Here is a 21,517-nt window from a genome sequence, read left to right on the forward strand (position 1 = left end):
TATTTTGCTGTATGTGCGCGTCCAGGCCGTGATGCCAAGCGGTGCGATTTTCCGCCGATAGTGCGGATTTCTTCCCTGAATTTCCTTTTTTGATCCATTGTGCGGCTGTCTCAGCCTCGCCCCTTGAACGTTCGGTTCCCATATGTGCTTGCAGTGCGCTGGGATGGCGCGAAGCCGGGAGCCGGAACGGTGACGTTTCGGAGCAATTTCATGTTTGGCTGGTTCGAACAGCGACTCAATCCCTTTCCAAGCGAGGACCCTGTCGCCCCGCCGAAAGGTCTTTTTGCCTTTTGCTGGCACTACAGCAAACCGGCTGCGCCCTGGCTCGGCCTGATGGCCGTGCTGACCGCGCTGATCGCGATCGGCGAAGTGGCGCTCTTCCAGTTCCTCGGCGACATCGTCGACTGGCTGACCAATGCCGACCGCGCCACATTCCTGGAGAGAGAAGGCCACAAGCTTTTCTGGATGGCGGCGCTGGTGCTGGTCGGCCTGCCGCTGACGGCCGGGCTCGATTCGCTCATCATGCATCAGATGATGCTCGGCAATTATCCGATGATCGCACGCTGGCAGATGCACCGCTTCCTGCTGCGCCACAGCATGTCGTTCTTCGCCAACGAGTTTGCCGGACGTGTCGCGACCAAAGTGATGCAGACGTCGCTTGCCGTGCGCGAGACGGTGATGAAGATCCTCGACGTCTTCGTTTATGTCGTCACCTACTTCCTGACGATGATCATCGTTATCGCAGCGGCCGACTGGCGGCTGATGATCCCGATCCTCGTCTGGCTCGCGGTCTATATCAGCATCGTCGCCTATTTCGTGCCGCGGCTTCGCAAGATCGCGGCGGCGCAGGCGGATGCGCGCTCGATGATGACGGGGCGCGTGGTCGACAGCTATACGAATATCGCGACCGTCAAGCTGTTTTCGCATGCGGGCCGCGAGGAGGTCTATGCCAAGGAGGGCATGGACGAGTTCCTGCAGACCGTGCACAAGCAGATGCGCAAAGTGACGCTCTTTCATATTTGCGTCTACGTGAACAACTGTGTTGCACTCTTCGTCATCTCGGGCCTGTCGATCTGGTTCTGGCTGAACGGCGCGATCTCGGTTGGCGCCATCGCCATCGCCATCGGTCTTGCCATGCGCGTCAACGGCATGTCGCAATGGATCATGTGGGAGGTCTCGGCGCTGTTCGAGAATATCGGCACGGTCTATGACGGCATGGAGATGATGAGCAAACAGCACGACATCGTCGACAAGCCGGGTGCACCCACCTTGACGGCGAAGAAGGGCGCGATCCATTACGACCGCATCCGCTTCCACTACGGCAAGAGCAAGGGCGTCATCGACAATCTGTCGCTCGACATCAAGGCGGGGGAGAAGGTCGGCCTGGTCGGCCGTTCCGGTGCCGGCAAGACGACGCTGATGAACCTGCTGCTGCGCTTCTACGATCTGGAGGCCGGTCGCATCACCATCGACGGGCAGGACATCGCCGGCGTCTCGCAGGAAAGCCTGCGCTCGCTGATCGGCGTGGTGACGCAGGACACCTCGCTGCTGCATCGCTCGATCCGCGACAACATTGCTTATGGTCGTCCCGAAGCAACGGACGACGAGGTGATCGAGGCCGCCAAACGCGCCAATGCCTGGGAGTTCATCGAAGGTCTCGTCGACATGCAGGGCCGCGCGGGGCTCGACGCACAGGTCGGCGAACGCGGCGTCAAGTTGTCCGGCGGCCAGCGGCAGCGTGTCGCGATCGCCCGCGTCTTCCTGAAGGACGCGCCGATCCTGGTACTCGACGAGGCGACCTCGGCGCTCGATTCGGAAGTCGAGGCCGCGATCCAGGAAAACCTCTTCGCCCTGATGGAGGGCAAGACGGTGATCGCGATCGCCCACCGGCTTTCGACGCTGACGGAGATGGACCGGCTGATCGTGCTCGACAAAGGCCGGATCATCGAGGCCGGCTCGCATATCGAGCTGGTCGAAGGAGGCGGCATATATGCCGACCTCTGGAACCGCCAGTCCGGTGGCTTCCTCTCCGATCACGCCGAGGAAGCGGAAGTGGCGGCGCAATAAGATGCAATGGGGCCCTCCCTGCGAAAGCGGGGAGGGCCTCTTGAATTCTTAGGATGGCTATAAGCTTGCCGGACGGTTGCTGAAGAACTGACTCCGTTTGCCTCTTATCCGTTCAAAGGCTGTCGGCCCAATCGATCACGCGGTGATGCTCGACGACGACCATGGTGTTGACAGCCGCGATCGTGCGCAGGGCGACAAGGCGGCGGTGCTCCTCCTGATCGATCCAGGTGGTGATGGCCTCGGCGATGATCTCGTCGCGCGGCAACCCCAGGGCGAATGCCAGGGCATCCAGCCTTTCTGCAAGCGGAAGCGGAACATGCACATCGAGCATTTTCGTTTCCATGGAAGTGGTCTCCGGTAAACCGCGATCGTAACGTGAGATTGTGACCAGTTCGGGGGCATTCAATGGGTATGCCGCCGATGTTACCGATAATTACCAAAATATAACATTCTGTCCGCTTTTCATTCCCTTTGCCGGCTCGGCTAATCCGCCTATATCGCTTCTATGTTGCTGAACCCCATCCTCCGCCGGTTCGAAACCTGGATCGATCCGTTCCGCCCACGCGCCAATCTCCAGCCGCCGCGCTCGACGCTCGGATTCATCTGGTTCTATATCGGCCAGGCGAGGATGCCGTTCGTCGCCATGCTCGTTCTGGGTGGGACATCGGCGGCGATCGAAGCCGCACTGTTCTGGTTCGTCGGACGCCTGGTCGATATCCTCGGCAGCATCACGCCTGGGGCCGGCTGGAACGGTCTTCTCGCCGCCCATGGCGGCGAATTGTTCGGCATGCTCGCCCTCATCGGGCTCGTGCGTTTCGTCGTCGCCTTCCTGATTGCCCTCGTCGACCAGCAGGTGATCACGCCGGGCTTCTACAATCTCGCACGCTGGCAATCTTATCTCCACGTCTCCAGGCAGTCGTTGTCGTTCTTCCAGAGTGATTTCTCCGGGCGCATCGTCACCAAAGTCTGGTCGGCCGGGCAGGCAACCGGTGATCTTGTCACCTCGCTGATGGAAAGCGTCTGGTTCGTCGGCATCTATGCCGCAACGACGCTTGTGCTCGTTGCCCGGCTGGACTTTTCCCTGGCTGCCGTCGTGCTGTTCTGGCTTTGCGCCTTCAGTCTGCTTGCCCGCCACTTCGTTCCGCGGATCCGCCATCATTCCCGCGAAACGGCGGAAGCTGGATCGATGCTGAATGGCCGGATGGTCGACTCCTACAGCAACATGCAGACGCTGAAGCTGTTTGCCCGCGACGAGGAGAGCGACCGCTATATGCGGCAGGGTTTCGATATCTACCAGGATACGGTGCTGCGCTTCACGCGGTTCATCACGGGCGTCAGGGCCTCGATGGCGCTGCTCTCCGGCCTGATGATCGTGACGATGGCGGGGTTGAGCGTCGATCTCTGGTTGCGCGGCCTGGTTAGCTCCGGTGCCGTGGCATTCTCGTTGGCACTGGTGCTCAGGTTGAATTTCCTCCTCGGACGGCTGATGACGCAGTTCAACGGCATCATGCGTAATCTCGGCACCATCCAGAACGCCGCCGAGCTGATCTCCCAGCCTCTGGGGCTCGTCGATCGGTCGGATGCCAGAGGCCTGGTGATCCGGCAGCCCGGCATCCGCTTCGACAATGTTTCCTTCCGCTACGGCAAGGGTCATCAGCCGGTCGTCGAGAATTTCTCCCTGACCATTCGGCCGGGCGAAAAAGTCGGGATCGTCGGCCGTTCGGGCGCGGGGAAATCGACGCTGATGAACCTGCTGCTGCGCCTCTACGATATTCAGGACGGGCGCATTCTGATCGACGGCCAGGATATTGCAGCCGTGACGCAGGAATCTCTCAGGATGCAGATCGGCGTCGTCAGCCAGGATACCTCGTTGCTGCATCGTTCAGTGCGGGACAATATCCTGTTCGGGCGGCCCGATGCCGGCGAGGAGGGGCTGGTCGAGGCGGCCGGGCGCGCCGAAGCCATCGAGTTCATCGAACGCCTGCAAGATCAGCAGGGCCGCAGAGGTTTCGATGCGCATGTCGGCGAACGCGGCGTCAAACTGTCAGGCGGGCAGCGGCAGCGCATCGCGATTGCCCGCGTCATGCTGAAGGACGCGCCGATCCTCGTTCTCGACGAAGCGACGTCGGCGCTCGATTCGGAAGTAGAAGAAGCAATCCAGTCCAATCTCCATCGCATCATGGAAGGCAAGACGGTGCTTGCGATCGCCCATCGGCTGTCGACGATCGCAGCGCTCGACCGGCTGATCGTCGTCGATCTCGGCCGGATCATCGAGGAGGGCAGCCATGACGAACTGCTTCGCCGCGGTGGACTCTATGCGGAACTTTGGGCGCGCCAGTCTGGCGGCTTCCTCGCTACGGATGAGGATGCGGGCCTAGGGGTCGACGACGAATTCCGCCATGAGGCCAAAATGATTTGATCCGAAGCCGTTCGCGATGCGGCGAACCGATTTCAGCCGCAGGGGCGCGCGGGTAAAGATATGATCGATCGGAATGCCGAAAGCACCGGCGCGGATTGGCCATGTCGCGGGCTCCAGCGATACCGTGCCCAAGCCCTGGCTACGCATGAGATACTGCACGTCGGGCGCCAGAATCGACGTATTGAAATCGCCGGCAAGAACGAGCGGTCCCGAAAGGGAGGGAATGATCTCCGCAAGATCCTCGATTTCCAGGCCGTGGAATTCGTCGTAATAAGGTTTGGTCAGATGCGCGGCGAGGAAATTGATCTTCTGGCCATCGAAATCGATCGTCGAGATCGTCAGCCGGTTGCGCCAGAGCAGGCCGAGATTGCGGATACGGGGTTCGATCAACGGACGCTTCGACAGCACCAGCGTATCGCATTGCTCCATGCCGACACCGCAGCCGATGTAATAGGGATAGATCTTCAACAACCGCGGCAGTTCCGACAGCAGCGGTTCGGCCTCCAGGATGCTGACGACGTCGGCGCCTGAGGCAATGACCATATCGGCGATGTCAGGGCCGTTTGCGAAATTATCATTCTCGATATTGAAGGACATCAGCCTGAAGAGGGCGGGGCGGCTCTCCTCGACAGCCGGCTCGACAAATTCGCGCATCATCACGACACCATGGACGGCAAGGACCACCGATACCGCGAGGGTCAGCAGCGCATACCAGTGCCGTTTGACGAGAAGGGCAGCGACCGAGGCCACGGCGCCGGCCACCGCCAGATGGACCTGGAAGCTGTAAAAGAAGGACAGCAGATAGAAATCGGTGACGTATCGGAGGGAGACAATGGCGAGAACGAGCGTCGTGAGAACGCTGAATACGCAAAAAATCGTGTCTCTCATCCGCTCCGGTCCGGCTCGCTGGCATGGCTGCGACTGCGCCTATCACGGGGGCATTTTTGTTGCAATGCAACATAATGGCAAGCGCGTGTTTGCCTTAAAAAATTCATCCGAAATTTCCCGCGACATTGTGCCCTCATCCCCTTGCCAAGGCTGGACATAATTTGCGATCAAGCATAGAACGCGCCGGATTGCCGGGGAATCTATGGCCGAATTGTGTCCAGAGAGATTCGCCGGTAGAGGGGGCAGGGCGGAATTCCGCGAAAATTGCGCAGAGGATGTTAGCCGTGAGCGAACACGAAACGACAAGCGAGGGCATGGGCGAACCCACTCGCCGTGATTTCCTTTATCTCACCACTGGTATGGCAGGCGCCGTCGGCGCCGTTGCGGTCGCTTGGCCGTTCATCGATCAGATGCGTCCTGATGCTTCGACGCTCGCTCTCGCCTCCATCGAAGTCGACGTTGCCAGCCTTGAGCCCGGCATGTCGCTGACGGTCAAATGGCGCGGCAAGCCGATCTTCATCCGCAATCGCACGCCTGAGGAAGTGGAAGCGGCAAACGCCGTCCAGCTTGCTGATCTAAAGGACCCGATCGCGCGCAATGCAAACCTTCCTGTCGACGCTCAGGCAACGGCTGTTGACCGTTCGGGCGGCAAGGGCAAGGAAAACTGGATCGTCATGATCGGCACCTGCACGCATCTCGGCTGCGTGCCGCTCGGCCAGGCCGGCGAATACAATGGTTGGTTCTGTCCCTGCCATGGCTCGGTCTACGACACGGCCGGCCGCATCCGCAAAGGCCCGGCGCCGCAGAACCTGGCGATTCCGACCTTTTCATTTTTGTCCGATACCAAGATCAAGATCGGTTGAGGGGAGACTGATTAATGAGTGGCCATTCCAGCTACGAGCCATCAACCGGCCTCGAGAAATGGGTCGATGCGCGCCTTCCGCTGCCGCGCATGGTCTATGACAGCTTCATCGCCTATCCGGTTCCGCGTAACCTGAACTATGCCTATACGTTCGGCGCCATGCTCGCCGTCATGCTGGTGGTGCAGATCCTGACGGGCGTCACGCTCGCCATGCATTACGCCGCCGAATCGTCGGTCGCCTTCAACTCCGTCGAAAAGATCATGCGCGACGTCAACCACGGCTGGCTGCTGCGCTATATGCATGCCAACGGCGCATCCTTCTTCTTCGTCGCGGTGTACCTGCACATCGCCCGCGGCCTCTATTACGGCTCCTACAAGGCGCCGCGCGAGATCCTCTGGATACTCGGCGTGGTCATCTACCTCCTGATGATGGCGACCGGCTTCATGGGCTACGTTCTGCCCTGGGGCCAGATGTCCTTCTGGGGCGCCACCGTCATCACCGGCTTCTTCTCCGCCTTTCCGCTGGTTGGCGAATGGGTGCAGCAGTTCCTGCTCGGCGGCTTCGCGGTTGAAAACCCGACGCTGAACCGCTTCTTCTCGCTGCACTACCTGCTGCCCTTCATGATCGCCGGCGTCGTCATCCTGCACATCTGGGCGCTGCACGTCGTCGGCCAGACGAACCCGACGGGCGTCGAGGTCAAGACGAAGACGGACACGGTGCGCTTCACGCCTTATGCGACGATGAAGGATGCTCTCGGCGTCTCGATCTTCCTGCTGGTCTATGCCTATTTCGTCTTCTACCTGCCGAACTTCCTTGGCCATGCCGACAACTACATCCCGGCCGACCCGTTGAAGACGCCGGCCCATATCGTTCCGGAATGGTACTTCCTGCCGTTCTACGCGATGCTGCGTTCGATCACCTTCAACGTCGGCCCGATCGACTCCAAGCTCGGCGGCGTGCTCGTGATGTTCGGCGCGATCATCGTGCTGTTCTTCCTGCCCTGGCTCGATACCTCAAAGGTCCGTTCCGCCGTCTACCGCCCCTGGTACAAGCTGTTCTACTGGCTGTTCGTGATCAACGCGATCATCCTCGGCTGGCTCGGCTCGCAGCCGGCGGAAGGCTTGTTCACCACGATCTCGCAGATCTGCACGCTCCTCTACTTCGCTTTCTTCCTGGTCGCGATGCCGGTTCTCGGCTTGGTGGAAACACCGCGCCGCATCCCGAACTCGATCACCGAAGCGGTGCTCGAAAAGCGCAACAAGACCCTAGCGGTCAAGGCATAAGCGAGCGACGGAAGGGAATAGAAATATGAAAACGCTTGTTACAAGCATTCTCTCGTTCGCATTCGCTGCCAGTCTTGGCAGTGCCGTGCTGGCCCAGGAGGCGACGCCCGCCAATGGCGCGGCTCCTGCCCATCACGCGGAAAGTGAGACGCCGCACTATCCGCTGAAGGAGCCGACGGAGGAGGAATGGACTTTCGCCGGTCCGTTCGGTCATTACGATAAGGGTCAGCTTCAGCGTGGCCTCAAGGTCTACACCGAAGTCTGTTCCGCCTGCCACTCGATGAACCTCGTGCCCTTCCGCATGCTCGATGAGCTCGGTTATTCCGAGGCGCAGGTAAAGGCTTTCGCTGCGAACTACGAGGTTCAGGACGGCCCGAACGCGGCCGGCGAGATGTTTAGCCGCAAGGCCGTCCCTTCCGATCACTTCCCGGCGCCTTTCCCCAATGCAGAGGCCGCTGCTGCTTCCAACAACGGTGCGGCTCCGCCCGACTTTTCACTGATCGCCAAGGCCCGCGAGGTCGAACGCGGCTTCCCGCAATTCGTCTTCGACATCTTCACGCAGTATCAGGAGGGTGGCCCGGATTACATCCACGCGCTGCTGACCGGCTATGAAGAGCCGCCAGCCGGCTTTCAGGTGGCGCAGGGCTCACATTACAATCCATATTTCCACGCTGCAGCCGTCCTTGCCATGCCGAAGCCGCTCTCCGACGGGCAGGTGACCTATGACGATGGCGCGCCGGCGACGGTCGACCAGTATTCGAGAGACGTCTCCGCCTTCCTGATGTGGGCCGCAGAGCCGCATCTCGAGGAGCGCAAGCGCACCGGCTTCATGGTCATGATCTTCCTGGCGATCTTCACGGTGCTGATCTACCTGACGAAGCGCTCGATCTACGCCAACAAGGAACACTGAGCGGTTTCCGATCGACATTCAAAAGGCGGCCTCGGGCCGCCTTTTTTGTTGGTTCCACCCCTGGCAATTGATAGGGTGCGGCCAGTTTCATGCCCTCGCAGAATATGGACTTTCCATGGACAATACGACTTCGGAGCTCGCAGCCAGCATCCGCTCCATTCCCGACTATCCCAAGCCCGGCATCATTTTCCGTGACATCACCACGCTGCTCGGCAACCCCCGTGCGTTCCGCCGGGCGGTCGACGAACTCGTGCAGCCCTATGCGGGCATGAAGATCGACAAGATCGCCGGCATGGAGGCGCGGGGCTTCATCCTTGGGGGCGCGGTGGCGCATCAGCTTTCTTCCGGCTTCGTGCCGATCCGCAAGAAGGGCAAGCTGCCGCACGAGACCGTGCGCATCGCCTACAGCCTGGAATATGGCGTTGACGAGATGGAGATGCATCGCGATGCGGTGCAGCCTGGCGAGAAGGTGATCCTGGTCGATGACCTGATCGCCACTGGCGGTACGGCTGTGGGTGCCACGAAACTGTTGCGCCAGATCGGCGCAGAGGTGGTCGGCGCCTGCTTCGTCATCGATCTGCCGGACCTTGGCGGCCGCAAGAAACTGGAAGAGCTCGGCGTTGTCGTGCACACTCTGGTCGAATTCTCCGGGCACTGAACCCTCGTCCGGCCGCCTGCAGTGTCAGTCGAATTCGAGCACGCCGCTTTCGAAGCGGATAACGGGATCGCTGTTTTGATTGACCCCCTCGCAGAGGATGGTGTTGAGGTGCCAGCCTGGTCGCGATGCGAGCGGCCGGCTGGAGAGGAAGGCGACGGAATAGGTGACGACGTCGCCTGCGAAAACCGGCCGCAGCCATTGCAGTTTCTGGAAGCCGGGTGAAGGGCCGAGGTTCGGCGATGTCAGGCCCTTTTGCGCGAGTGCGGCGCTCTGCCTTTCCCAAAAGGCGAGGAAGGTCCGCATCCAGGCGGCGGTGGTGTGCCAGCCCGAGGCGCAGAGGCCACCGAAGAGGGTGTCTTTGGCGGCTTCTTTGTCGACGTGAAAACGCTGCGGATCGTAGCGCGTCGCGAAGCGGATGATGTTTTCCTCGGTAAAGGTGTAGCTGCCGATCTCGGCCTTTTCGCCGACGGTGTAAAGCTCGGACATCCTCATGCGGATGTCTCCGGGCTTATGCCGATATCTGCGGGCCGGACGCGCATGCCGAACATGACCGAATTCTCCGAGACGCAGACGAGTTCGCCGCGCTGGTTTTCCACCTCGTGGCGAAACTTGACGATGCCCATACCGGGGCGCGAGCGCATCGACCGGGCTTCGAGCACGGTCGAGCGGCCCGACAGCGTGTCGCCGGCAAGCACCGGCTTTCGCCATTCCATCAGATCGACGCCCGGCGCACCCTCGCAGAGCGAATGCAGCACATAGCTCTCGGCCATCATTCGCATGAACATCGAAGAGGTATGCCAGCCGGAAGCAGCAAGCCCGCCGAGAATGCTGGCGCGACCGGCGGCCTCACCGAGATGCATCGGCTGCGGGTCGAATTCGCTTGCGAACTCAATGATCTCCTCGGCGGTCACCAGCTTCGGGCCGAGCGTGAAGCCGCGGCCGGGCTGGAAATCCTCGAAGGAAAGCTTTTCTGCCGACATTCGCTCCTCCCGCCATATGCAGCGCACAATGCTTACAATAGCATCCGCGCGGGCTCAATGATTCCGGGGAGATAAACCGGCATGACTGAACTAAGGTCGATACTCGATGAGGCCGTGCGCCAAGAGCTGATCTCGCCGGAGGCCGGCGGGCGGCTTTTGCCGTTCCTGACGGAGCGCGGTGTCGGCGTCGCTGAGGCGCAGCCGGCAATGGCGGCGGAGGGACAGGCCTGGTCGGATACCGAGACGCCGCGCTTCGTGCGCGGCTTCCACGATGTGCTGATCACCATCGGCGTCGCCGTGGCGCTGGGCGGTCTCTGGGGGCTTGCCGCGCTCTATGCCGTGCTGCCTGCAATCATCGTGCTCTCGGAAATCCTGGTACGCCACCAGCGGCTTGCCCTGCCGGCCGTCAGCCTGACAATCGCGCTGTTCTGTTGGACAGTCCTGCTGATGTCCTTCTTCTTCAAGCCGGGAACAGCCTTCTTTAACGACATCGGGGCGGACATGACGCAGTTCGTCGCCGGCTTCCCGATCATTCTCGGCCTTTATTATGCCCGCTATCGAGTGCCGTTGGCGTTGGCGCTCTGCATCATGTCGGCCCTTGCACTCGTCCTCACCCTGCTTTTGCGGCTCGTGCAATGGGCGAGCGGGGATCCTGCGTTTTTCGGCAATCATCCCATGGTGCTGGCGGTGGTCTTCCTCGCTTGCGCGCTGGGCTTGTTCGCGACGGCGCTCTATTTCGACCTTGGCGATCGGCTGCGCCGGACGACACGCTCCGATATCGCCTTCTGGCTTCATCTGGGTGCTGCGCCGGCGCTGCTCTTCAGCGTAAGGCTGCTGATTTCGTTCGACGGCAGCTGGCTGGATGTTGCCCAGTCGGTGTCGATCAAGACGCCCGTCGTTGTTGTCAGCGTGGCGGTGTTAATGTTGATCGGCCTTGTCATCGACCGCCGTGCCTTCGTCACGTCAGGTCTGCTGTCGCTCGGTTTTGCGATCTATGGCATTTTCCGGCAGGGGAGTGCGACTGTTGATACCTATATCTACACGACGCTGATTGTCGTCGGAGCGATCGTACTCATCATCGGAACAGGCTGGATGCCGCTGCGCCGCATCGTGCTGCGGGCGCTGCCAGCTGCCATTTCGCAAAAACTGCCGCCTGCTGTCTTAGCGGCGACGTCGTAAAACAAATGTCGCCCAATCTACTCAGCAGTTGGGCGACAAGCATTGGTCGGGACAGCAGCGATTTCCGGTTAGAGCGGTTCAGCTTTTCATGGAAGCGCAGAACCGTTCTAACCCTTTGTTTTCACGCAATTCCCGGCAAAAACGCCTCGCGCTTTGCCTGGGAAAATCGCTTCGCATTTTTCCTGGAATTGCTTTAGGTGTTGAAGCGGAAATGGATGACGTCGCCGTCCTGGACGACGTATTCCTTGCCTTCGTCGCGCGCCTTGCCGGCATCCTTGGCGCCGACTTCGCCGTTGTATTTGATGTAGTCGTCATAGGCGATGGTATTGGCGCGGATGAAGCCGCGCTCAAAATCCGAATGGATGACGCCGGCGGCCTGCGGCGCCTTGGTGCCGCGCTCAATCGTCCAGGCGCGCGTTTCCTTAGGGCCGACAGTGAAATAGGTGATGAGGTGGAGCAGCTTGTAGCCGGCGCGGATCAGCCGGTCGAGACCTGCCTCGTCAAGGTCGAGGGCGGAGAGGAATTCCTTGGCTTCCTCTTCGGGAAGCTGGGCAACTTCCGCTTCGATCGCCGCCGAGATGACGACGGTTTCGGCACCCTGTTCCCTAGCCATCACGGCGACGGCTTCGGTGAACTCATTGCCGGTCGAGGCATCGCCTTCGGCGACGTTGCAGACGTAGAGCACCGGATGCGACGTCAAAAGATTGAGGCTCTTGAGGATGACGATCTCTTCCGCATCGAGCGTCGAGAGCAGCGTGCGCACCGGCTTGCCTTCGTTGAGCAGCTTCAGCGAGGCTTCCATGATTGGCAGCATCGCCACCGAATCCTTGTCCTTGCCGGTGGCGCGCTTGCGCGTCTGCTCGGTGCGGCGCTCCAGGCTTTCGAGGTCGGCGAGCATCAGCTCGGTCTCGATCGTCTCGGCGTCGGCGACAGGATTGATGCGGCCCTCGACATGAGTGATGTCGCTGTCTTCGAAGCAGCGCAGCACATGGACGATGGCATCGACCTCGCGGATATTGGCGAGGAACTGGTTGCCGAGGCCTTCACCCTTCGAGGCGCCGCGTACGAGGCCGGCGATATCGACGAAGGAGATGCGGGTCGGGATCAGTTCCTTGGACTTGGCGATGTCGGCAAGCTTGCGCATACGCGGATCGGGAACGGCGACTTCACCGGTGTTCGGCTCGATGGTGCAGAAGGGATAGTTCGCCGCCTGTGCGGCGGCCGTCTTGGTGAGCGCGTTGAAGAGGGTCGATTTGCCGACATTCGGCAGCCCGACGATACCGCATTTGAAGCCCATGGCTTGATCCATATCTGTTTGTAACTTTGCCCTGCCTATGCGGGAATGGCCGCCCTGGGTCAAGGGTTCGCAACAGGAATTGAAGTTCAACGGCTCTCCGGATGACAGGAAGGCTGCGGCGATTCTCGAAAAACGTGGCCGGGATTGCCTCCGCTTTCCGCTGAGTGATATTTACGTCATTGAACTGCCGTGCTTACGGTGCAATATATTGTCGGCGGACGTTTTCTCCGCCTTTTCCATGTCATCAACGGGTGGATTTTTCCGATGAGTGACAATGACGTTGCCCTGAAACCGAAGACCAAGGTGAAGCCGAAGCTGGATAAGCCGAAGCTCTACAAGGTCATTCTGGTCAATGACGATTATACGCCGCGCGAACTGGTGATCATGATCCTGAAGTCCGTCTTCCGCATGAGCGAGGAGACCGGCTACCGGGTGATGATGACGGCGCACAAGCTCGGTTCCTGTGTGGTCGTGGTCTGCGTAAGGGACATCGCCGAGACCAAGGCCAAGGAAGGCATCGACCTCGCCAAGGGCATGGGCTTTCCGCTGATGTTCACCACAGAGCCGGAAGAATAGGCGCTTTGCCGGGGGCAGTCCCGAGAGGGGCTCAGCGTCGGCGGATCTGGTAGCCGGTCTTGTCCTGAGCGAATCCACAATTCTCGTAGAAGCGCAGCGTGGCCGGATTCTTGGAGCCGGTGAGCAGCATCACCTTGTAGCAGCCTGCGTTCCAGGCGTCTGCGATCGCGTGGCGGATAACGGCGCCGGCGTAACCGCGCTTGCGATGATCGGCGTGGGTAACGACGTTTTCGATGAGCCCATAAGGAGCGCCGCTCCGCGTCAGGTTCGGCACGACGACGCTTGTGACGGTTGCGGCGGCGACATCACCGGCATAGCCGATGAACACGGTCATGCCCGGCTGCAAGAGGATGGCGGAGAAGCGTTCCTCGGCAAGTGCCTCGTCGAGAACCGGATCGGTCGGGTTCAGGTGACGGTAAAGCGTCATGAGACTGGGGAGATCGCTGCGGGCAGCAGGGCGGATGACGAAGTCCCGGTCCGTCATGGCTTCAGTCGCCCTTGTTGCCGAACATCTTCTTCAACATGTCGGCCATCGGCCCTGATGTCAGCAGCTTCGGCTGATTGTGGTTGCGGGCCTGATGGATATGCGACTGGCCGGCCGGCTTCTTTTCGGTATTCTTGTTTTCCTTTCGCGGTTTCTCCTCCTCGGCCTTGTCGCCGAGCGCCAGCGCGATCTTGTTCATCAGCTGCGAATCCTCGTTTCGCACCAGCATGTCGGCATTGTCGGCGAGCGTGTCGAGAAGCGGTTCCAGCCAGGCCTTGTCGGCTTTGGCGAAATCGCTGAGCACATGGTTCTGCACCATTTCCTTGACGCCGGGATGGCCGATACCGAGGCGTAGCCGCCGGTACTCCCTGCCGCAATGGGCGTCCAGCGACTTGATGCCGTTGTGGCCGCCATGGCCGCCGCCGGTCTTGAGCCGCGCCTTGCCCGGGGGGAGGTCGAGTTCGTCGTAGATCGCGACAAGGTCGGCGGGCTGGAGCTTGTAAAAGCGCATCGCCTCACCGACGGACTCACCGGAGAGATTCATGAAGGTCTGCGGCTTGATCAGCAGCACCTTTTCGCCGGCGATCTCGCCCTCGGCGATCTCGGCCCTGAACTTCTTCGACCAGGGCGAGAAGCTGTGGCGCCGATGGATGGCGTCGACGGCCATGAAACCGACATTGTGGCGGTTGCCGGCGTATTTGCCGCCGGGATTGCCGAGACCCGCGATGATCAGCATGGCCTGTCTTCCCTCGCTAAAACTTCCCGCCGTTCACCACCGCGAAACGAAAGCAAAGTCAAGCGGAAAGGGCAGCAGCCCGCCGAGCAGGGTCATTCCGAGAGGTTCATACCGTATTTCAGGAAGATCTGCTTCTGGTCGCCATCCGCGATCAGCTTGTCGAGGGCAGCCTGCATCCTGGTCAGCAGATCGTCCGGAAAGTTCTTCTCGCAGGCGATGCCCATCGGCTGGGCGGAGAGCACGGTCACCATTTCCACCGGCTGGTCGACCTTCAGCTTTTCGAAATAGAGTTCGGAGATCGGCATCATGTCGATGCGCCCGCCAAGCAGTTTGCGCAGCGTCGCGTTGAAGTCGCTGGCGACATCGAGCTTGGTGAAGCCCTTCTCCTTCAGGATCGTCTCGGTGTAATCCTCGCGCTGAGTACCTACCGTATATTTCTTTGCCTCGTCCAGATTGCCGGCGGTGACGCCCGAACCCTTGCGAGTGATCAGGATGTTGCGGTCGATGAGCAGCGGCTCGACCCATTTGAACAACGGGTCGCGTGCGCCGTTGTGGGCGGTCGCGAAGACACAGGTCATCGGCGCCGTGCGGGCAAGGCTAAAAGCGCGCGCCCAGGGCATGATCTCGATCGTGTAGTCGACGCCGATTGCGGCCATTACCTTTTCGACCTGCTCGACGGTCGCGCCCTTGATCTCCTTGCCTTCGCGGTAGTTGAAGGGGGCATAATCCTCGGTCGTGAAGGTCACACTTTGCGCATGGGCGGTGCAGGGCAGCGCCAGGCATGCGAGAAGCAGGAGCTTTTTCATCGGCATCATCTCCTTCGTTCTTCGTTTACGAGGCGCGTGCGACGGCCGATTGCGAGGCCATCAGGTTCTCGATCAGTGTGGCTGCATGCTGCGGACGGTGGAAGAGGTAGCCCTGACCATAGTCAAGCCCCATCTGGTGGAGCGTGCGGCATTCCTCTTCGGTCTCGATACCCTCGGCAATGACGGTGCAATTCATCTTATGGGAGAGCGTGGTGATGCCTTCGATTAGCATACGGCTTTTCTGGCGCACGTCGTCGTCGCCGTCGTTGATCGCGCGGGTGAAGGACTGGTCGATCTTGATGATGTCGACAGGGAAGCGGTTGAGGTAGCTCAGCGACGAATAGCCGGTGCCGAAATCGTCGAGCGCGATACGGCAGCCAAAGCGACGAAGCTCCGTGACGATCATGCGAATCTCAGGATTGTCGTGCATCAGCACAGCTTCGGTGATCTCGACGACGATGCGCTCGGGGCGGATGCCGTGGCGACCGACGAAGGCGGCAAGACGGGCCGGCAGCGCCGGCTCGAACTGCAGTGGCGAGAAGTTGATGGCGAGATAGGTATCCTGCATGCCTGATATGCGGGAAATTTTTGCGAGGTTGGCGATCGCCTTTTCCATGATGACGTTGCCGACCCGGACGATCTTTGCCGTCTCCTCGGCGACGCTGATGATCTCGGCCGGCGGCATCAAGCCCTTCTGCGGATGGTTGAGGCGCATCAGCGCCTCGAAACCGGCAATCCCGCGGCCGTTCAGGTTGACGATCGGCTGCAGGAAGGCCTCGAACCAGTCGTCGACGAGGCCGGCTTCGATGTTGGCTTCGATTTCGGCGCGGCTGCGGGCACGGTCGAGCATGGCATTGTCGAAGAGCTGCGCGCCGTTCTTGCCGTCGCGTTTCTTTGCATACATCGCCATGTCGGATTTCTGCAGCAGTTCGGCCGCGGTTGCAGCATGATGCGGATAGATGGCGATGCCGACGGAAGCGCTCAGATGCATGTCGGGGGCGAATGGCGTTTCGAAGATCGAGGCAATCTGCTCGCACATCACCCTGGCGCGTTTTTCTGCATCCTTCGCCGGCAACAGGATGGCAAATTCGTCGCCGCCGAGACGGGCTGCCTCGTCGGAAGGGGCAAGATGGGCCTTCAGGCGCTCGACGAGCTCGACCAGCGCCATGTCGCCGGCGGCATGGCCCATATTGTCGTTGATCCACTTGAAGCGGTCGAGATCGACGAAGAGACAGGCGAGTTCCTGGCCGGCGGCGTCGGCGGCGGCGATCTTGTTGTCGAGGACGGCTTCGAAGCCCTGGCGATTAAGAAGCCCAGTCAAGTGATCGGTGATTGCCTGGCGGTGGTTGCGGTCTTCGGAGGCCTTGAGTTCGGTGACATCGGTCATGACCGATAGCGAGAGGCGGTCGTGAGCGCCGGCTCCCGCCTCCGATTCCATGATGAGGACGTCCATCGTGCGGCCGTCCAGGCAGACAAACTTGACGGTGACGGTCAAGCCGCTTTCGGCCCGGCGGCGCTTAACGAATTTGTCGCGGGTGGTGGGGGTGACGAGATCGGCGAAGTTGCGGCCGATGACGGCAGCGCGGTTGTAACCTGTGGCAAGCAGCCAATAATCGCTGACGGCGGTGATGCGATCCTCCTCGTCGAGCGAGAAGAGCATGGCGGGAGTCAGATTGTAGATGTCGGTGGCGCGGCGGTGGGCGAACTTCAGCTCCTTTTCCTCGCTTTCGAGCTTGGTCTGCATCTCGTTGAAGCTATGGGCAAGTCGCCCCATCTCGTCGTTCGACTGCCAGTCGACATGATGGCGGGAGCCCAATTGGCGGGTGGCTTCGATCGCTGCCGTTAGCCGCATCAGCGGCTGGATGACGAAGAAGCGGTTGCCGATCAGTGCCGTGCCGAAAACGGTCAATACCGCAAAGATGAAGATCGAGATGAAGACGACCTCTTCCTGCTTCAGGCCGGAAAACAGGCCGAGCGCGGGATAATAGACGCTGATGCTGCCGAGGTTCCTCGGACCGTCGACGGTGTTGTAGATGATGGCGCGCGACACCTGCACCAGCTTGCCGTCGAATGAGCGCGGAATGGTGGACTGGCTGACGTCGAGCTGGCCTGACTGGTCACGCACTTCGACCTTGACGATGGCGCCTTGGGAAACGACCGTCGCGCTGATCTGGGTAACGCTGTCTTCATCGAGGTCCCACAGGGGTTTGGCCAGCGCCTGGGCATTGGCGACAAGAAGAACGGAGATGTGGTCACGTATTTCCTTGTCGGCCCGTTCCGAGGAAAGAAAAAGGAAGAGAACAAAGAGGGGAGCGACAAAAACGAGCAGCGCTCCGCAAACTATCGCAAAAAATCTGTTCTCAACGGAATTGTTCATGGTTCCGTCTACTCCCCAGGCCGACCATATTTGCTGTCGCGCGTTGAGGCGGGCTTCTTCGCAGCTGACGGATCATGCTTTCACGAATTTGTTAAATGTTGCTGAAACGGGGCATTTCTGGGCAATGAAAAGCCCGCCTTCCAGGGGAAAGCGGGCCATATGCTTTATAAATTGGTCGAAGCGATCAGGCTTCGGCTTCGCCTTCCGCGGCGCTCTCGTCGATGCCGGCAGCGGGAGCGATAATCGTCGCGATCGTGAAGTCGCGGTCGATGACCGGGGTCACGCCCTTCGGCAGGGTGACTTCCGAGATATGGATGCTGTCGCCGATCTTCTTGCCGCTGAGGTCAATGTTGAAGAACTCAGGGATCGCATCGGCCGGGCAATGAACTTCGACTTCATGGCGAACGATGTTCAGAACGCCGCCGACCTTGAGGCCCGGGGACTTCTCTTCGTTGATGAAGTGAACGGGGATTTCGACGGTCACCTGGGTGTTGCCGGAGACGCGCAGGAAATCGACATGCAACGTGAAGTCACGGACCGGATCGAGCTGGTAGTCCTTCGGCAGAACCTTGTGCTTCTTGCCGTCGATTTCGATCGTCGCCACGGTGGTCATGAAACCACCGGCGTGAATGCGCTTCGTCACCTCATTGGTGTTGAGAGCGATGGCAATGGGGGCCTGCTTGTCACCATAGATGACAGCGGGAATCAAACCGTTGCGGCGAAGTTCACGGGCGGACCCCTTACCAACCCGTTCGCGCGCCTCGGCCTTGAGCTCGTAAGTTTCCTGGCTCATGGCTATTCCTTTCGAGGTTATATGGAGAGTTCGGCGGCGGGCAAAAGCCTTGTTCCGACGAACCGGAGGCGGTATGACCCGACCTCATCCGCGTTGCCTCCAAGGGTGTCTACACGGACCGGTGGCCTATATTATAAGTCGATCGGAAACGCAAGTTGCGGATTCGGGCTGTTTTCCGGTGATATACACGCTTCGACAAGCCGAAACCGCATTCGAGCATTGCGTCGATCGTCAACGGCGAGCCGAATGGCGCATACGAGGAGGCGATATCCTCGCCCGTCCGAAATACGCGGCCGTATGAACGGCGAAATTGCCATTCTCTGCCACAGCTGAGGTTGACATCGGCGCGCTTCGCATCTTTGGATGGCCGCATTCAAAAAAGGGGCTGAGGAGAAATCGGACTATGCGTCTCAAACTTGTCACGGCAACGAGCTTGCTGGCACTTTGCCTTGTCACCACGGCTCAGGGTGTCGAGATCAATCAGGATGGCGCCAATGCGGTCAAGGACAATCTGACGAAGCTGCTTCCCGAGGATCTTGCGAAGAGCGGCCTGCTTACCGTCAATCCGGCAGGCACTCGCTACGAGATCATTTACGATCTGGCGAAGCTGCTTGCCAAGGCCGATCCGGCGACATTCGCGATCAACGGGCTGACGCCGTTCTCGATGTTCGCTACGCCGCTCGACAGCGGGCTCTGGAACATTGAGGGTGACAACAAGCTCAACGTCTCCGGCCATTTCAAAGGCCCCGACCAGAAGCCAACGGATTTCTCCTACTCCATCGCTTCGCTTGTCTACACCGGCGTCTTCGATCCGGCGATCAGCTATCTGCGCTCCGGCACTTTCACCGCCAAGGACATCAAGGTCGCCAGCAAATCCGACACCGAGGAAGTCCATGCCAGCTTTGCCGGGATGGACCAAAAGCTGACTTCAACGGACAGCGCAGGCGGCAATGGGCGTATCGATTTTGCCGGTAGCGGCTCGATGTCGACTTTCGTCGAGCAGGTTTCCGGCCTGCAAATGCCGCCTGTTGAAATCCGTGCCGACTCCATTGATTTCGATGCCAAGGTGAACGGCCTGCCGGCCAAGCAAATCCGCGAGATCGTCCTTTTCATTCTCGACCATCTCGAGGAGAAGGAACTAAGCCCGGAGAACAGCGACAAGATAAAGGGAATGCTCAAGCAAGCCTTTCCGATTCTTGCCTCGTTCAGCGAGACAATCGGGGTCAATAACCTGACCATCAGCAGCCAGGTAGGCAATGGCGGCGTCAAGGCGTTCAGTTACAACCTGGCCATCGATGGGCCGAGCGATGCCATGCGTTTCGGCTTCGGTATCGACGCTCAGGACATCAGCCTCGACAGCCCGGCGATGCCGGCAAGTTATTCGCCCTTCGTGCCGACCAATTTCGATCTGCAACTCGCCATTCCGAATCTGGATTTCGCAACCTTCGGCGACGCGCTCATGGCGATGGATTTCAACGCCAAGCCGCCGGAGCAAAGCGGCGACGAGATGGCGAAAAAGCTCTTCCGCGATGGCCGGCTCACCGTCGAGTTTCCGAAGGTCAGCGCCAAGTCCGAAGTCTACGACGTCGACATGACGGGCAAGATCGAGGGACGCGTCGATACTCAGAAAGACTATTCGATGGAGGCGACCATCCTTGCCCGCGATCTCGACAAGACGATCGCCGCGGTTCAGGAGCTTGCCAAGACAGATCCCGACCTCAACCAGGTCTCCTTCGGCATCATGATGGTGAAGGGCTTTGCCAAGACCGATGCAGATGGCCGCTCGCGCTGGGACATCAGCATCAGTCGCGATGGTTCCGTGGCGATCAATGGCCAGCAGATCAAGGGTCCGGATGGTCCTGATCAGGATCAAGATCAGGAGCTGGAGCCAGACCAGCAGGAACCGGATCAGGGTCAGGACGCGGTACCTGCGCCGCCGCAGCAACCTTGAGCGTTATCAATTGGCATCAGAAGTGAAAGAGGCCGGCATTGTGCCGGCCTTTTGCGTCTTGCGTCACAAGCCCTGCGGAGACCAACGATCGGGACGGCGGTTTGCGACGCGGCTCCGCGACAATCAACGGCCAGCAATTCATGCGGCTCGGAGAGCATGCCCGGCAATAGCTTGGTCCATCTGAAGTAGAAATTGAAAGAGCCGGTCGAACGCCGGCTCCTTTTAATCGAAGAGGCTGGAGACGGACTCTTCCTGAGCCGTGCGGCTGATGGCTTCGCCGATCAGCGGCGCCGTCGTTACGACGCGGATATTGTGGGCCGAGAGGACGGCCGTGGTCGGCTGGATGGAATCCGTGATGACGAGTTCGCGCAGCTTCGAGGAGGTGACGCGGGTGACCGCGCCGCCGGAGAGAACGCCGTGGGTGATATAGGCGGTGACGCTGGATGCGCCCTTGGCCAGCATCGCGTCGGCCGCGTTGCAGAGCGTGCCGCCCGAATCGACGATATCGTCGATCAGCAGGCAGTCCTTGCCGGCAATGTCGCCGATGATGTTCATGACTTCGGATTCACCCGGCCGATCGCGACGCTTGTCGACGATGGCCAGAAGACAGTCCAGGCGCTTCGCGAGCGCGCGGGCGCGAACCACGCCGCCGACGTCGGGCGAGACGACCACGACGTTGCTGAGGTCATAGTGGCTCTTGATGTCGCGGGTCAGCACGGGCATGGCAAAGAGGTTGTCTGTGGGTATATCGAAGAAGCCCTGGATCTGCCCTGCATGGAGATCGAGCGTCATGACGCGGTCGGCGCCGGCTTCGGTAATGAGGTTTGCGACCAGCTTGGCGGAGATCGGCGTGCGGCCGGAGGCCCGGCGATCCTGACGGGCATAGCCGAAATAGGGTAGGACGGCGGTGATGCGGCGGGCTGACGAACGACGCATCGCGTCGATCATGATCAGCAGTTCCATCAGATGGTCGTTGGCGGGAAAGGCGGTCGGCTGCACGAGGAAAACGTCCTCACCGCGCACATTTTCCTGGATTTCCACGAAGATTTCCTGATCGGCAAACCTTCGAACACTGGCTTTCCCCAAGGGAACATTGAGATAGTTGCAGATCGCTTCGGCGAGTTGCCGGTTCGAATTGCCTGCGAAAACCTTCATTTTGGTCCGCCTGTTACGCGCTGATAGCCGCGCTTTTTAGTCAGCTTCCCCGTGAATGCAAGGGCAAAGGCGCCACAGGCTTCCATATTTGCAAA

Annotated in this window: 20 protein-coding genes; 9 read left to right on the forward strand and 11 right to left on the reverse strand. The window is 60.2% G+C overall.

The window, feature by feature from the left end:
• Positions 1 to 210: 210 nt before the first annotated feature.
• Complete coding sequence (locus tag BS629_RS16925; protein WP_018243051.1) at positions 211 to 2,067, forward strand: ABC transporter ATP-binding protein; 1,857 nt, start codon at positions 211 to 213, stop codon at positions 2,065 to 2,067.
• Positions 2,068 to 2,179: 112 nt separating this feature from the next.
• Here the strand turns inward: BS629_RS16925 and BS629_RS16930 are convergent, their stop codons facing one another.
• On the reverse strand, positions 2,180 to 2,410 hold the full coding sequence (locus tag BS629_RS16930) for a CopG family ribbon-helix-helix protein (protein ID WP_018446685.1): 231 nt from the start codon (positions 2,408 to 2,410) through the stop codon (positions 2,180 to 2,182).
• A gap of 162 nt (positions 2,411 to 2,572) precedes the next feature.
• Here BS629_RS16930 and BS629_RS16935 point away from each other — a divergent pair, with 162 nt between their 5' ends.
• Positions 2,573 to 4,486: an ABC transporter ATP-binding protein gene (locus tag BS629_RS16935; protein WP_018243049.1), complete on the forward strand. Its 1,914-nt coding sequence runs from the start codon at positions 2,573 to 2,575 to the stop codon at positions 4,484 to 4,486.
• Here BS629_RS16935 and BS629_RS16940 read toward each other — a convergent pair.
• The gene (locus tag BS629_RS16940) at positions 4,442 to 5,374 is read right to left on the reverse strand and encodes an endonuclease/exonuclease/phosphatase family protein (RefSeq protein ID WP_018243048.1); all 933 of its coding nucleotides are present in this window, start codon (positions 5,372 to 5,374) and stop codon (positions 4,442 to 4,444) included. The genes BS629_RS16935 and BS629_RS16940 overlap by 45 nt on opposite strands.
• Positions 5,375 to 5,658: 284 nt before the next feature.
• On the opposite strand from BS629_RS16940, the gene petA reads away from it, so the two are divergent.
• The 4 genes from petA (at position 5,659) to BS629_RS16960 (ending at position 9,088) form a co-directional block, all read left to right on the forward strand.
• Positions 5,659 to 6,237 carry a ubiquinol-cytochrome c reductase iron-sulfur subunit gene (gene petA / locus BS629_RS16945; protein WP_026188482.1) on the forward strand — a complete coding sequence of 193 codons (579 nt, stop codon included), beginning with the start codon at positions 5,659 to 5,661 and terminating at the stop codon, positions 6,235 to 6,237.
• Positions 6,238 to 6,251: 14 nt separating this feature from the next.
• Positions 6,252 to 7,520: a cytochrome b gene (locus BS629_RS16950; RefSeq protein ID WP_018243046.1), complete on the forward strand. Its 1,269-nt coding sequence runs from the start codon at positions 6,252 to 6,254 to the stop codon at positions 7,518 to 7,520.
• A gap of 25 nt (positions 7,521 to 7,545) precedes the next feature.
• A complete protein-coding gene (locus BS629_RS16955; protein WP_018243045.1) occupies positions 7,546 to 8,430 on the forward strand; it encodes a cytochrome c1 in 885 nt (294 codons plus the stop codon).
• Positions 8,431 to 8,545: 115 nt separating this feature from the next.
• Positions 8,546 to 9,088, forward strand: a complete 543-nt coding sequence (locus tag BS629_RS16960) for an adenine phosphoribosyltransferase (RefSeq protein WP_018243044.1) — start codon at positions 8,546 to 8,548, stop codon at positions 9,086 to 9,088.
• A gap of 24 nt (positions 9,089 to 9,112) precedes the next feature.
• Here BS629_RS16960 and BS629_RS16965 read toward each other — a convergent pair whose 3' ends face one another.
• Positions 9,113 to 9,580, reverse strand: coding sequence for a MaoC family dehydratase (locus tag BS629_RS16965; RefSeq protein WP_018243043.1), 468 nt, complete (start codon positions 9,578 to 9,580; stop codon positions 9,113 to 9,115).
• Positions 9,577 to 10,068, reverse strand: a complete 492-nt coding sequence (locus BS629_RS16970) for a MaoC family dehydratase (protein ID WP_018243042.1) — start codon at positions 10,066 to 10,068, stop codon at positions 9,577 to 9,579. Before BS629_RS16970 ends, BS629_RS16965 begins: the two co-directional genes overlap by 4 nt.
• Before the next feature lie 81 nt (positions 10,069 to 10,149).
• Between BS629_RS16970 and BS629_RS16975 the strand changes: the two genes are divergently transcribed.
• On the forward strand, positions 10,150 to 11,247 hold the full coding sequence (locus BS629_RS16975; RefSeq protein ID WP_018243041.1) for a hypothetical protein: 1,098 nt from the start codon (positions 10,150 to 10,152) through the stop codon (positions 11,245 to 11,247).
• Positions 11,248 to 11,440: 193 nt separating this feature from the next.
• On the opposite strand, the gene ychF is transcribed toward BS629_RS16975, so the two are convergent.
• Complete coding sequence (ychF, locus tag BS629_RS16980) at positions 11,441 to 12,544, reverse strand: redox-regulated ATPase YchF (RefSeq protein WP_026188481.1); 1,104 nt, start codon at positions 12,542 to 12,544, stop codon at positions 11,441 to 11,443.
• A 264-nt stretch (positions 12,545 to 12,808) separates the two neighbouring features.
• Between ychF and clpS the strand changes: the two genes are divergently transcribed.
• A complete protein-coding gene (clpS, locus tag BS629_RS16985; protein WP_026188480.1) occupies positions 12,809 to 13,120 on the forward strand; it encodes an ATP-dependent Clp protease adapter ClpS in 312 nt (103 codons plus the stop codon).
• 31 nt (positions 13,121 to 13,151) lie between these two features.
• Here the strand turns inward: clpS and BS629_RS16990 are convergent, their stop codons facing one another.
• From BS629_RS16990 to BS629_RS17010, 5 genes are all read right to left on the reverse strand, one after another.
• Positions 13,152 to 13,604 carry a GNAT family N-acetyltransferase gene (locus BS629_RS16990; RefSeq protein ID WP_018243038.1) on the reverse strand — a complete coding sequence of 151 codons (453 nt, stop codon included), beginning with the start codon at positions 13,602 to 13,604 and terminating at the stop codon, positions 13,152 to 13,154.
• A gap of 4 nt (positions 13,605 to 13,608) precedes the next feature.
• Positions 13,609 to 14,340 (reverse strand): aminoacyl-tRNA hydrolase, encoded by a 732-nt coding sequence (gene pth, locus BS629_RS16995; RefSeq protein WP_018243037.1) that lies wholly within the window; start codon positions 14,338 to 14,340, stop codon positions 13,609 to 13,611.
• Between the two features lie 92 nt (positions 14,341 to 14,432).
• Positions 14,433 to 15,146: a substrate-binding periplasmic protein gene (locus BS629_RS17000; protein WP_018446677.1), complete on the reverse strand. Its 714-nt coding sequence runs from the start codon at positions 15,144 to 15,146 to the stop codon at positions 14,433 to 14,435.
• Between the two features lie 25 nt (positions 15,147 to 15,171).
• Positions 15,172 to 17,523, reverse strand: a complete 2,352-nt coding sequence (locus BS629_RS17005) for a putative bifunctional diguanylate cyclase/phosphodiesterase (protein ID WP_018243035.1) — start codon at positions 17,521 to 17,523, stop codon at positions 15,172 to 15,174.
• A gap of 184 nt (positions 17,524 to 17,707) precedes the next feature.
• Positions 17,708 to 18,316 (reverse strand): 50S ribosomal protein L25/general stress protein Ctc, encoded by a 609-nt coding sequence (locus tag BS629_RS17010; protein WP_018243034.1) that lies wholly within the window; start codon positions 18,314 to 18,316, stop codon positions 17,708 to 17,710.
• Between the two features lie 403 nt (positions 18,317 to 18,719).
• On the opposite strand from BS629_RS17010, the gene BS629_RS17020 reads away from it, so the two are divergent.
• Positions 18,720 to 20,267: a hypothetical protein gene (locus BS629_RS17020; RefSeq protein WP_018243033.1), complete on the forward strand. Its 1,548-nt coding sequence runs from the start codon at positions 18,720 to 18,722 to the stop codon at positions 20,265 to 20,267.
• Positions 20,268 to 20,489: 222 nt separating this feature from the next.
• Here BS629_RS17020 and BS629_RS17025 read toward each other — a convergent pair whose 3' ends face one another.
• Positions 20,490 to 21,422, reverse strand: a complete 933-nt coding sequence (locus BS629_RS17025; protein ID WP_018073974.1) for a ribose-phosphate pyrophosphokinase — start codon at positions 21,420 to 21,422, stop codon at positions 20,490 to 20,492.
• Between the last annotated feature and the right edge of the window lie 95 nt (positions 21,423 to 21,517).

The organism is Rhizobium leguminosarum bv. viciae USDA 2370 (assembly GCF_002008365.1).
Taxonomy (GTDB): Bacteria; Pseudomonadota; Alphaproteobacteria; order Rhizobiales; family Rhizobiaceae; genus Rhizobium; species Rhizobium leguminosarum.